The following is a 12,528-nucleotide window of genomic DNA, read 5'->3' as shown; positions in this document are numbered from 1 at the left end:
TGTTATTATTGTTGTCAACACTTTTTTCAAATTTACTTTATAAATTAGTCCTTATTCTTTTCTTTAATAGTTAGCACAATCAAATAATATGAAGGTAAAGGTTCAATTTATTAAGAAATCCTTTAAGAAAAAATAAGTCTAACGAAATAATTTTCACTAACATATTTATCTCCAAATTAATTGAATGAAAAGCTTTAACGATTTAAAACCTCTCGTAAAAATAATCCTATTTATTTAATCTGACCTTAATTGTCATTTTTTATACCTTCTGGCCACTTTTCCAATTTATATGCCATTTCCCAAAAATTGAACTCCATTTTTGCACTTATTACAAATGCTGAAATCATCATTTCTTGATCTACTTTTTTACTTTCAGCATACAATCTATTTAGCAGTGCACGTTCTTTTTCTAATGCTTCACTCGCTTCATCACTTCCATAGGTTTCAATCCATTTTTGATAGATAGATACTGGAGATTTCACGTTTTCATTTTTCAAATTGCGACCGATATCGAAATAAAGCCAAGAACAAGGCAACAAACTTGCAGCTGCAATTGTAGCGTTATGGGCAACCAATTGACGATACATGTGCGATACGTAGTGATATGCTGTTGGTGAAATCTGAGTGAGGTTTATTTCTTCTTCTGTGATATCCAGATCTTTAAAAAAGTTAGCTCTAATAGCAAGTTCTCCCTTTGCTAAATCTGCTGCATTATTCATCATCTGTGTCCGCAATTCAGACACACTTGTTTTTTCAGCTACTTTCCTATACAGCTCTGAGAAGTGAATCAAATAGTATGAATCTTGTATCAAGTAATAACGAAAATTCTCAATAGGCAAAGAGCCTTCTTGCAATTGGACAATAAAAGGATGCTTGAAACTACCCTCCCAATAAGGAGTTGTTTGTTCACGTACTATTTCGGTAAATGATTTTTCCATTAAGTAAATCTCTCCAGTCTAATTAAAATATTTCCTAATATTATTAGGACTGCACACACTATTACAGATCCTCTAGATATTTTCCAAGTTATATAATGAACCCGTGGATTGGTTTCAGAGAACCCTCTTGAATACATAGCTTCTGTGTAATGGTCACGCCAGTTAAGAGCAAGAAAAATAACCTTCACATAGTAAAAAGATGACCATGGATACAATCGCTTTCCCCGTAATAAACTTGCGTCATACATATTTTTTATTTCTTTACGTATATCAGGAACTGCATGTATAACAACCATCAATCCGTAGATGAAAATAGAAGGTATTTTATATTGTTCAAAAACAAGTAAGCAATCTTGAAAATCTATAGTAGTCATAAATCCTATCCCTAAAGCAGCAAAGGCATAAGTTCTTGTAAATAATATCCACGCATCAGTAATGCCACTTCCTTGAATGTATACAGACCAAAAAGTTGTTATTGCTGGAATAAACGGAAGACTAATCAAAAACAATACTGTTCCAATCATTTTTTTATAAACCAAATAAAAAACAACTACAACTACTAAATATAAATTTAACCATACCGAATGTGTAAAAGAAACTTCAATAGTAAAAAAGAATACCCAGACAAATATTGCTGGAATAGAAGTAGTTCTCTCTTCCATATTAGATCATACCTCCTTTAGCGATTTATTTGACAAGTGTAAATGATAGTCGCTAATCCCATCTAATGGATCAAGTCGGTGTGAAACTATTAGAAAATCTGTTTGCGTTCTCTTCTCCTCAATCCATCGAACAAAGTAATCGCAAGTTTTTTTATCTAGTCCAGAAAAAGGCTCATCTAACATTAAAAAATTATGATCTAAACTTAACAAACTAATGAGTTGAACCATCTTTTTTTGACCTTCACTTAAATGAAATAAACTACGATCTAATAAATGTGTGATGTTTAATTCTTCTAGAGCTTGCAATTGCCGCTTACTTATTTCATTACTTATTTTTTTAGGAAAATTCAACTCACTGCTAACTTCAAGGGTGACGAATTGCTGTTCAGCACTTTGAACAGCCAAGGTCAGCAATTTGTATAACCGTTTCTTCCCAAAAATTCTTGAAACTCGTTTTTCCTGAAAGAACATTTTCCCACTATACGGATATAATTGAACCATTGCTTTCAACAAGGTGGATTTGCCTGCACCATTATCACCTGTTAAAGTGGATACCCCGTTGTAAAAAGTAAAATCTTGTTTCTTTATCAACTCTTCACCACCTTGCCCTATTGCTACATTATCCAAGGTGAAAATCGCAGAATTGATTTCCTTATAACTTTTTAACTTAGGTACATCTGTTTTTTCCGGTAAACTTTCCACTTGAGACTCCGTTAAACTTCCATTTTTCATGATAAAAAGCCTATCTATCAGCTGTCTATAGTGTGTCATATCATGGTCAACAACTACAATTAACTTCCCCTTATCTCTTAATTTAGATAACATATTTATTAAGAAAATTCTTGATTCGGGATCAATACTCGCAAATGGTTCATCTAACAAAAAAACAGGTGCATCTAATGCAATCAATATTGCCAACGCTGCGCGTTGCTTTTCTCCTCCAGATAAGGTTGTCAGTTCCTGATACATTAAATGTGAAATTTCCATTTCATCAACAGCTTCTTGTATCCTACTATTGGCATTATAATAAGAAACTCCACAATTTTCTAAAACAAATACAAATTCTCGTTCTAATGTTCGCATAGTAAATTGTTGACTTGGGTTCTGAAACATAAGCCCAATTTTTTGTGCCTTTTCTGAAATAGAGTATTTATGAATACCTAGTCCATCAACTAAGATATTTCCTTCAAATGTCACACCGTTGAAACCAGCTACAGTATGAATAAGCGTACTTTTACCACTTCCACTGTCTCCGGTAAGCAAAATAAACTCTCCTAAGTCCCATTCGCAGGAAATTTTATTCAAATGAAAGCCCCCGAATTTTTTTACTATCAAATCTTGAATTTTAATACCCCTACTCATTAGGAAGCACTTTGTTTCTGTAACTTATTAAGTATGAAAACTATTTGCTTTGTTAAAAAAACTCCAAAAAAGGCTACGGAAATAAAACGAACTACAAATAAAGACAATATCATAATTACGCCATAAGTACCGTATCCAAATTTAAAGAATTCATATGCAAAACTAAATATCGTTGTTCCAATTGCTCCATAGATTAGTGTTATCGTATCATAACGCTTATACTTAGTAATGAAGAAACCTGCTTCTGTGCCTAGCCCTTGAATGAATCCAGAAATCAACACACCTGCGCCAAAGTATGATCCGTATAACATTTCTGCTAAAGCTGCAAACACTTCACCCAACAGTGCACTTCCAACCTTAGGAATAAGCATCCCCGCCACAGGTGCCGCAATCGTCCACATGCCAAATAATATTTCGTTAGCAAATGCTGTTAATCCAAATGGTGTAAGAATAGAAACCAATAATGCATACAAAACGCCTGTCCCCATAAATACTGCACCAAATAAGAAAGCTAAGAATGCCAAAAAAATTACATCAGGTAGTGCCCATTTAAACTTTTCCATAAAAAAACCCCTTTTCCTTTATTATTAAAAATAGAGGCATAAGGGGTTAGAAAACTTAAACTTGCTACTCATTTTAAACAACTCAAAAAAACTATCAAGATAAATTTCATCCGATGATTTTTTTTAGTTCAACAAAAAGCATTATACATTTTCCTTCGACAGTACTAACTGTTTCAGGTTCAATGGGTATAATCTCAGCTTTACGCACCCCAAATGTCATTATATTAATTTAAGTAAATATTACCATATCACTATTGAAAAGAAAACAAGTACCATTGAAAGATTTGAATTGCGCCCCCTAAGTTAGACCAAAAAATCTAACTTAGGTGGTTTTTTAGTGTCTAAATATGATTACGGATTTAAAAAAGTCGTTGTTGAAGCTTACCAGAATGGTGAAGGTGGTTATCAAACATTGGCTCGTAGCTTTGGTATTCCGGCTGATTCGACAGTAAAAAAATGGGTGAAAACCGTTGAAAAGCTCGGTTTTAGTGCTCTAAATCGAAGAAAAGGCAAACAAACTTATTCTTCTCAATTCAAGCAAGATGTCTTACACTATTATTTGACTAGCGGTGACTCTTACCTTGATTTTGCGTTGAATTATGGATTGCCATCTGGAGACCTACTCCTGCACTGGCATCAAGCATTTCTGCGCGAAGTCATGAGAGGTCTTTCACCGAAACCGAAAAGAAGACCTTCTATGCCAAAGAAAAAAAGAAATAGCTATCAAAGAAACCCTTGATGCGTGAGCAGGAACTGGAACGAGAGAATGAACTGCTTCGTACTGAACTGGTTTTCATAAAAAAGCTCCGGACTTTAGGGATGACTATCCCGGATCGACTCAAGAACGAGACGCACGAATCATCCACGAACTCCGAAAAGAGTTCCGATTAGCGATTATTCTTGAGGAGACGAAATTTCCTAAAGCAACGTATATGTATTGGCAACAGCGGTTCGATCATGAAAATCCAGATGCAGAATTAGAAAAAATCATGACAGAAATTTTCGAAGAAAATAATGGTAATTATGGCTATCGTCGAATTCAAATTGCCTTGAATGCGCGTGGACTAAAAGTGAACCAAAAGAAAATCCGCCGATTGATGCGTAAGCTTGGATTGAAGGGCGCAAAGTTCACACGAAAATCTCGTAGATATTATTCTTACAAAGGAACCGTTGGTTGAGTAGCAAAAAATCGTATTCGCCGACGTTTTTATACATCGGTTCCGCATCAAAAATTACCACAGATACTTCTGAATTCAAGTATTACGAACGGGACAATACAGGAAAGATAAGAATTAAAAAACTGTACCTCAAACCATTTCTTGATATGTTTAATGGGGAAATTTTGTCCTATCGAATTTCAGAAAACCCAACTATAAATCCTATTCTCGCTGCTCAAAAAGAAGCCATTGACTGCACCGCAGATTGTCCATACCATCGGACATTCCATTCAGACCAAGGGTGGGCTTACCAGATGAAGCACTATAGAAAACCATTATTGAATAAGAACATATTTCAAAGCATGTCGCAAAAGGGAACTGTCTTGACAACTCGTTGATAAAGAATTTCTTCGGTTTATTAAAGCAGGAAATATACCATGGTGTCGAATATACTAGTCTTGAAAGTTTAAAACGAGCAATTGAGGAGTAGATTGATTACTACAACCATCGCCGAATTAAGACACGGCTTGGTTGTAGTACAGTATCGAGAACGAATGACAGCATAAAAAATACCGACTAGATTTTCTAGTCGATATATGGTCTAACTATTGGGTCTCACTTCATTTTACAAAACTATACACTGCTTGCTCTATTACTTGTTAAACTTCTTACTTCCTAATTTCATATGAAATTGTGGATCTTTTGGTGTGGATGGATCAACTCCGCGCAAATTTGGAATTTTTGCACACATCAGTTGTAATGGAATAATGAAGTTAAAAGTCAACATTTCATTATTATCAGCGGTAGGTAAAACTAGGTTCGCATTATCCGATTCATAATTAGTAATTAAATAAATTGTTTCACTCCATCCCGATAGGACTTCTTTCATTTTATGCGACCGAGATTCGTCTCCGACATCTAAAATGAACACAGTCGATTCATCATTGATTGCATTGTAAATTCCGTGAATAAATTCTTCGAATTCATAACCTGTAACTGGACAACGCATGGTTTCTAATAGTTTTAATGCACTCTCTAGGATGTCTCCATATAATGAAGCTGGACCAGTGATACGAATATCTTTAATCTCTTTTAATGATTCTTTGTGTTCCTCAATCCACGCTTCAGAAGCATCGAAGACCGAACGGAAATGTTTTGCTGCTTCCCTTGCTTCAGCAATTTCACTATTGACCCTTTCTTCTGAGACTGTCCCCTTCTCTAAACCAATAGACAATGCCAACAACAATAAATTCAACTTCGTACAATAGAATCCTTTGGTCTTGGCCCCTGCTAATTCTTCACCACAGTCAACGGTTAAAATATAATCCGCTACCTCATCAATATAGGCTTCTTCTACTCCTGCCATTGAGGCCGTCATGCAGCCATGATATTTTGCTAGCTTCATTGCATTATAAGTGGAGTAGCTACTTCCTCCTTGAGAAATTCCCACGACTAAAGTTTGCTCATTATCCGTTAAAAAAGTCGTTTTTGTAATCTCAAATGGATACATTGCACGAACATCCATTTTTAGTAATGCTTGCATTTTTTGACTCATTTGTAATCCTGAGTGATAGCTTGTTCCTGATCCGGTAATGATAATTCGTTTTACAGAAGCTTTCTTTACCTCTGCAAACAATTTTGCAGATTTCTCAATAATTAATTCCATTTTCTCAGGTGTTTCCAACATGTAACTTTCAATTGTAGCCATTTGTCAATTCTCCTTTTTTTATAAAATTCCAATAGCGTGCATTAAAATCCCAAATATGATAATTCCAATAGTCAGCCAAGTAATACTAACCTTCTTGATCAAACGATAGATCACAAAGGTAAAGATCAGCGGAAGCATGTTAGGTAAAATCTGATCCAGAATATCCTGAACAACTATTTCAGCCCCACTGATTTTTAATTCCAATGGTGTGGATATCGACAACATGGTGGCTACCATACCACCCACTACTGATAATCCAATAATGGTTGCTACAGACATGATCTTGTCCATCAAGCCTTCTTTTTGGATTCGTTCCAGTGAGTTTACTCCAACCTGATAACCTAATTTCAGGCCAAAAATTCGAACAAGAAAATTCGGGATATTGTAAATCAACAGGAATAAAATAGGGCCAAACATACTGCCGTCTTTGGCGATTGACACTCCGATACCGGCAGCGATAATTCGTAAAGTTCCCCAGAAAATCGAATCTCCAATTCCAGCTAACGGTCCCATCAGTGACGCTTTAACGGCATTGATCGATTGTTCATCAAAGTCAACGTTGTTAGCATTTTCTTCTTCCATCGCCGCAGTTATTCCCATGATAGTCGGAACTACTGCCGGTGTAGTATTGAAAATTTCCAAATGCCGAATTAATGCCACTGATTGGTCTTTTTTCTCGCCATATAATCGTCGAATTACCGGAATCATTGAATAGCAATAACCAATATTTTGCATTCGCTCATAGTTAAACGCTCCCTGTAAGGCAAATGAACGCCAGAATACGCTTCGAAGCTCTTTGTTAGTTACCTTAGTCAAAGTCAATCTCTCCCTCCGTTAAATTATCTTGAGCCGAGTCAGTTGCTTCCTTTTTGGGTTCGATATAGAAATGCAAGATAAATGCTAGACATACAGCAAACAGAGCGATCGCTGTGATATTCAAGCCACCATATGCTGCCGCCAAGAAACCGACGAAGAAGAATGGTGCCATTTTTTTCGAAAAGAGCATGTCCATCAATAAAGCGAATCCAATTGCCGGTAACAGTGACCCTGCAACACCCATCCCATCTAAAATTACTTTAGGAATCGAATTAATAAGAGTAGAAACTTGATCTGCTCCCAAAAGAATGGCTAAAAACGTAGGTAAAAATGTACTCAAGAAAAACAGACAAACCGGAATCCACATTGAAATGGCCAGCCCTCTATAATTTGCTTCCTTAGCATACGTATCAGCTTTATGAGCAAAATAAGTATTAGCAATCCTCACTACAACACCCAAAGTTTGAGCCAATACAGCTATCGGTACTGCTAAAGCCAAAGCTACTTCAACACCACTACCAGAAATAATTGCGAATGCTGTTCCTAAAATGCCTCCCGTTACAACATCAGGCGGTGTTGCTGCACCGATACCTGCAATACCCATCCAGATCAATTCTAGTTGAGCCCCGATAATAATCCCTTGTGTAACATCGCCTAAAACGACGCCAACAAAGAGGCCCGTTACTAGTGGTCGATCAAACATCATTTGTCCAAAAATACGGCCATCCAAAATTCCGATTCCTGCTATCAACCCTAGCATTAATGCTTGTGCTACCATTCTATTTTCTCCTTTCTTACAAATCAAAATCCTCCAACGTCTTTCGTTTATCTCTTGGCAACATCCGAAATTCGACTTCCACTCCAGATGCATGAATCGCTTTCAAGTTTTCAATATCTTCCCCATCAACGGCCACTAGATCCGTCAACTTACGTTTGCCCTCGGAAAAACGTAACCCGCCAATATTAATTTCTTTAATGACGTTACCAGCATTTTCGATCAGCTTGCGTGCATCAGCTGTATTTTTTACCAGAACTAAGACATTGCTTTTTTTGGAATGGCTAAATTTCTCGACAATTTCACCTGATTCCTCAACGCTTCGGATATATAAGTTTGCATTGCTTGGCTTTGCCAAATTTAGTGCCATGGCTTTCATTTGATCATTCTTGGCTTCATCGTTTACGACCAAAATGGTGTTGACCCCTAATGATGAAGTCCATCCAAAAGCTACCTGTCCGTGAATCAGACGATCGTCAATCCTCAATAATGATACTGTCATCTTGTACGCCCCCTTTACTTTCAATACATGCATTTACATGTAAGATTCCTCTTTTAGCTTCTTCTAAACTATTGTTTATTCGTTCCTCTATTGAACCTTCTGACAAGAATAAGTTCAATAACATGGGTAGGTTCACTCCCGTAACCAATTGAAAATCATATCCCTCTAATAAAAATTCTGTAAAAAGATTTGCGACACTTCCTCCAAACACATCTGCTAAAACAATTAACGGTTCTTCCTTTACACTTGCTAAGTACCGTTTTACTTCCTTGGAAGCCTCTTCAGAAGATTTTGACTTTGTCATGCAGAAATAATCAATCGCTATATCTTCTCCAATAATTAGTTGAACACTATCAATGACTCCTTTTGAAAACTCACCATGTGTCGCAATTAAATATTTCAACTAAATCCCTCCTTCGCTTTTATATAAAGCAAAAAGCGTGCCAACTAGTGGCACGCTACGGATTATAAAGAATATTGTAGATATATCCGATCTCTGTGAGAGGAACTGTCACACTATAAGTCTGCTCTAGCACACTAAACACTTCCTGGATCACTCTAATCTCCTTTTGATGATCATATGAAAATTTTTCCAAATCAGGAAAGTCCATAATTTCAGAATGTCGGATCAAACGTTCCACCATACAACTGACGTGGACATACATCGCAACTTTGCGAGCATTAGATAATTCTAAAAATAAGCGAGTTTCCAACTGTTGAATACAGCCTTCAACAAGTTCCATAATTTTCTTGGTATCCAGTATCGTCAAAGAATCAATCACCCGAATTAACGAAAAGTTTTTTACCAGTCGATTATTGATTTCTATAATGTCATCTTCAGCCAAGGTTCGTTGAAAAATTTCCGCGATTTTGCTGGAGCCATCACCGGAAATGATGGTTTCTAGAAGAACAAAATTCGCCTTTGGCACTTCTGGATCATCTGTTCCGATAATTGCCAAAAGGTCATACTTGGCTGTTAACGCGGGGCTAATGCCATTCTTCTTCAACTCACTGAATTCTGTTGGGATTATTTCAATATCCACCATACCATCTAAACAATCGTACAATAACTTTTGGATCTGCACAGCTGTTCCAAGCCCAGTAAAACAGGTAGTGATAATTGCTTTTCGTTTACTACGTTCCGGTTGAAAGAGCTGAATGTTCGGTACGGTAACTTCTTTCATTTGTTCAGCGATCTCTGCTAAATCCTTACCTTGCTGAATTAGATTACCAATTTCTAAAGCCATTAAAGTTCCTAATTGATCAATAAATAAAATTGGAATTTCAATATCCTGCTTCAACTGCTCATAAATCATATTCAAAGAGCCCATATCAATTAAAATTACTAACCCACGATTGACCTGGTTTTCTTCTATATAAAGACGAACCTTTTCACTAATATCGTCCAATGTAGCCTCGATCGGCATGTCAATGGATGCAAACGTTGAATTACCCAACATTCGATTACACACATTGGCAATGCTACTAGCAGTGGCATAACCATGCGCTAAAATGATGGCATCCAAATCTGCTTCTTGTTCAGTCTGTTCTAGTGTTGATAAGAAATGAATAAACAAGCTACGATCTACATCATTAAAGGTTAAGTCTAATCGTTTTTCTACTTCTGGTAAAAGTGTAGTTATCGCGCCTTTTGCTAATCGATAGTTCTCATTGATCAACTGTTTTAAACTTTCTGGAAGAAATAACTGATCTGTTTCGCCTTTCAAGACATAACGATAAATGTAATGAGAAAAGAACAAAACAAAATTGCCATCGTATCGGAATTTTGTTTGATAATCTAGTTCCCTAAAAATCTCTTGCATTGTCGTCAAAATAAATTTTTCCAATGACATATGGCTAGCATATTTATCCTGATACACTAACTCATCCATGAATTGAGTCACTTGCTGTAACCATTGCTTTTTCAATTCATGCAACGTTTCTTCACCATTCTCATAATGTTCGTGAAGAAGTATCATTCGAGAAATAAACCCAGTCAGCTCCTTTGCTCGGCTAGAAACCTGCTTTCTCTCATAGGAGCCTGAAAAGATAAGATTAGAACCCTCAAAGGTCGACCATTGTTCATTTTGTATATTATGAGCATAGATTTTTTGTGGCAAATCACGCAACTGAATTTTCACTTGAGTCTGTTCATTACGGGCAATGGCGCTGCCGCAAGCATATTTGATTGTATTCTCAATTTCTCCAATATTCCCCTCGTAATATGTCTGCAGTAAAATATTTAACACTCGCGGTGTTACCTCAATCGGTTGATTCAGTTTGCGGCTTTCTTTACCAAATAAATACTCAATCATTTGTCGTTTTTCCATGATTCCGCGTTCATCCATATTGGGAACGTAAATATGAATTGGAATTCTTCTTAAAAACGTTTGTAGAAATTCTTGAGGTTTTTCCGTCGTTGCAAAAGCCAAACGCACCTTAGCTTTACGCGACTTTGTCTCACCAATTCTTACAAAATTTCCTTTATCCATAAACGTAAAAAGCTTTTCCTGGCCTTCAGCATTTAACCGGTGTACTTCATCCAAAAAAAGTAATCCTTGATCGGCTTCCTCCAACAATCCAGCCCGGCTCTCATAAGCTCCAGTAAATGCACCTTTCGCGTATCCAAATAAAAGTCCTGACAATAGTTCTGGATTATTGTAATACTGCGCGCAGTTTAGCACCTTGAAAGGCGCATCAAAGGGTAACACGCCTGCTTTGATCATATACTCATGCATCACCTGAACAAAATAACTTTTTCCGACACCTGTATCTCCCATCAGCATAATCGGTAATCCATTTTCTGGATAAAAGACTGCTGTCCTTAGTTGTTCCAATGCCTCAGAGAGACTTTTATCCCAACCAATCATTTGTTCAAACACTCTTTCCGCCGGTAGCTTTTTTATCAATTCGACGATTTCCTGCACTCGTTCATATTCCTTATTCAATTCCAATTTAAAATGTTCTTCAAAGACCTTTTTGGGTAAAAATAAAACTGGTCGCGTATTCACTTTAACTAGCAACCCATTTTCAACAAGTCGATTAGCTGCTCGACTAGCTTGGGTCCTGCTTACCTTCAGTAGTTTCTCTATTTCAGGTGTGTCAAAGAAAAATCGCTCTAATTGGTCTAATTGCAGATTCTTACACTTCTCATTTGCTAATTCCAAAATTGCTTCTTCTAATGTAGACATCCCAACCACCTCTATACCCATTCTAACGAAGTCTGGAATGAAATCAATTCTTCATAGGTCAAAATAGCAATAGACCTATAATCAATATCAAACCTAATTAATAGATCGTGTCCATCTATCAATGAGCAGTTAAGTATTTAAAAATATTCATGACGTTTACTCCAAAAGGATTACTAGGTATCCCGGCTTGATCGATAGTAAACTTAAAACAACAGCCTTTAACTAGATATGCTTTGCAACAGAACCTTATACCGCATCATTTATACAACTAGTGTGATTGAGGTATTTCAGTAGCAACTTCGCAAAACAATAAAGTCAAAAAAACTCTTCCCATCGGATGGTTCGCTGCTAAAAATGCTGTATCTCATTACGATAGTTGTTACAAAAAAATAAACCATGAAAGTACAAAATCGAGGTCAGACTTTGTCACAATTTGGTGTTTTTGTTTATACGCCATTCAAAATTAACATATTCTTAGAGCAGTAACCCTGATACAATAAATATCGGATATGCTCCCTTTGGGTACACCTAAAAGTAACAGTTATGAAAGGATGACAAAAAATCAAGTACACTACAAACTTGATTAATCTTAACAGTGATTATTTTTCACTAGTATTCTCCATCCATGCGAAAATTGTTACTGAAGAAATATAGTTTATCTTTCACTTTTCTATTTCATTGAGCTTCTTCCTGGCTTTGTCTTCGTTCTGTGTTTCAATGACTTTTGATTGTCACAATCTGAATTGAGTACTCTGTTTGGATTTTTTCCAAACTATAGGAAACCTTGAATTCTGACAGGTTGCTTCTCTCCAGTTCTTCCGTTAGCATAGTAAACCTTAAGCTATTACTTAGAT

10 protein-coding genes, 1 pseudogene and 1 riboswitch are annotated in these 12,528 nt (G+C 36.4%); of the genes and pseudogenes, 1 reads left to right on the top strand and 10 read right to left on the bottom strand.

The genetic code is table 11. The annotated features are described in order from the left end of the window. Positions 1–245: 245 nt before the first annotated feature. Genes tenA through A5868_RS02300 form a run of 4 tightly spaced genes read right to left on the bottom strand, consistent with a single transcriptional unit; the run spans position 246 to position 3,525 of the window. Entirely contained in the window at positions 246–938 is a 693-nt protein-coding gene (tenA, locus tag A5868_RS02315; RefSeq protein WP_086306085.1) for a thiaminase II, read from the bottom strand. Further along, positions 938–1,600, bottom strand: coding sequence for an energy-coupling factor transporter transmembrane component T (locus A5868_RS02310; RefSeq protein WP_086306084.1), 663 nt, complete (start codon positions 1,598–1,600; stop codon positions 938–940). Before A5868_RS02310 ends, tenA begins: the two co-directional genes overlap by 1 nt. Before the next feature lie 6 nt (positions 1,601–1,606). Further along, positions 1,607–2,962 (bottom strand): ABC transporter ATP-binding protein, encoded by a 1,356-nt coding sequence (locus tag A5868_RS02305; RefSeq protein ID WP_086306083.1) that lies wholly within the window; start codon positions 2,960–2,962, stop codon positions 1,607–1,609. After that, a complete protein-coding gene (locus A5868_RS02300) occupies positions 2,962–3,525 on the bottom strand; it encodes an ECF transporter S component (RefSeq protein WP_086306082.1) in 564 nt (187 codons plus the stop codon). Before A5868_RS02300 ends, A5868_RS02305 begins: the two co-directional genes overlap by 1 nt. A gap of 133 nt (positions 3,526–3,658) precedes the next feature. Continuing rightward, a riboswitch (TPP riboswitch) is annotated at positions 3,659–3,747 on the bottom strand. Positions 3,748–3,862: 115 nt separating this feature from the next. Between A5868_RS02300 and A5868_RS19295 the strand changes: the two are divergent. After that, positions 3,863–5,169, top strand: a pseudogene (locus A5868_RS19295) (IS3 family transposase); the annotation flags it as partial. Positions 5,170–5,334: 165 nt separating this feature from the next. Here A5868_RS19295 and A5868_RS02275 read toward each other — a convergent pair. Genes A5868_RS02275 through A5868_RS02250 form a run of 6 tightly spaced genes read right to left on the bottom strand, consistent with a single transcriptional unit; the run spans position 5,335 to position 11,674 of the window. Further along, complete coding sequence (locus tag A5868_RS02275) at positions 5,335–6,390, bottom strand: SIS domain-containing protein (protein WP_086306078.1); 1,056 nt, start codon at positions 6,388–6,390, stop codon at positions 5,335–5,337. 18 nt (positions 6,391–6,408) lie between these two features. Next, positions 6,409–7,206 carry a PTS system mannose/fructose/sorbose family transporter subunit IID gene (locus A5868_RS02270; protein ID WP_086306231.1) on the bottom strand — a complete coding sequence of 266 codons (798 nt, stop codon included), beginning with the start codon at positions 7,204–7,206 and terminating at the stop codon, positions 6,409–6,411. Further along, positions 7,199–7,984: a PTS mannose/fructose/sorbose/N-acetylgalactosamine transporter subunit IIC gene (locus tag A5868_RS02265; RefSeq protein WP_086306077.1), complete on the bottom strand. Its 786-nt coding sequence runs from the start codon at positions 7,982–7,984 to the stop codon at positions 7,199–7,201. The genes A5868_RS02270 and A5868_RS02265 overlap by 8 nt, the downstream gene beginning before the upstream one ends. 16 nt (positions 7,985–8,000) lie before the next feature. After that, entirely contained in the window at positions 8,001–8,483 is a 483-nt protein-coding gene (locus A5868_RS02260) for a PTS sugar transporter subunit IIB (protein WP_086306076.1), read from the bottom strand. Next, positions 8,458–8,886 (bottom strand): PTS sugar transporter subunit IIA, encoded by a 429-nt coding sequence (locus tag A5868_RS02255; protein WP_086306075.1) that lies wholly within the window; start codon positions 8,884–8,886, stop codon positions 8,458–8,460. Before A5868_RS02255 ends, A5868_RS02260 begins: the two co-directional genes overlap by 26 nt. Before the next feature lie 55 nt (positions 8,887–8,941). Next, complete coding sequence (locus A5868_RS02250; protein WP_176281390.1) at positions 8,942–11,674, bottom strand: sigma 54-interacting transcriptional regulator; 2,733 nt, start codon at positions 11,672–11,674, stop codon at positions 8,942–8,944. Positions 11,675–12,528: the final 854 nt, after the last annotated feature.

The sequence above is a fragment of the Enterococcus sp. 12F9_DIV0723 genome, from assembly GCF_002174375.1.
Taxonomy (GTDB): domain Bacteria; phylum Bacillota; class Bacilli; order Lactobacillales; family Enterococcaceae; genus Enterococcus_A; species Enterococcus_A gilvus.
The sequence above is the reverse complement of the archived record's forward strand: the minus strand, read 5'-3'. Positions and strand labels throughout refer to the sequence as shown.

Excerpts from the sequence above, each read along its gene's own strand:
- tenA (WP_086306085.1), bottom strand. The coding sequence starts at position 938 with ATGGAAAAATCATTTACCGAAATAGTACGTGAACAAACAACTCCTTAT.
- A5868_RS02310 (WP_086306084.1), bottom strand. The coding sequence starts at position 1,600 with ATGGAAGAGAGAACTACTTCTATTCCAGCAATATTTGTCTGGGTATTC.
- A5868_RS02305 (WP_086306083.1), bottom strand. The coding sequence starts at position 2,962 with ATGAGTAGGGGTATTAAAATTCAAGATTTGATAGTAAAAAAATTCGGG.
- A5868_RS02300 (WP_086306082.1), bottom strand. The coding sequence starts at position 3,525 with ATGGAAAAGTTTAAATGGGCACTACCTGATGTAATTTTTTTGGCATTC.
- A5868_RS02275 (WP_086306078.1), bottom strand. The coding sequence starts at position 6,390 with ATGGCTACAATTGAAAGTTACATGTTGGAAACACCTGAGAAAATGGAA.
- A5868_RS02265 (WP_086306077.1), bottom strand. The coding sequence starts at position 7,984 with ATGGTAGCACAAGCATTAATGCTAGGGTTGATAGCAGGAATCGGAATT.
- A5868_RS02260 (WP_086306076.1), bottom strand. The coding sequence starts at position 8,483 with ATGACAGTATCATTATTGAGGATTGACGATCGTCTGATTCACGGACAG.
- A5868_RS02250 (WP_176281390.1), bottom strand. The coding sequence starts at position 11,674 with ATGTCTACATTAGAAGAAGCAATTTTGGAATTAGCAAATGAGAAGTGT.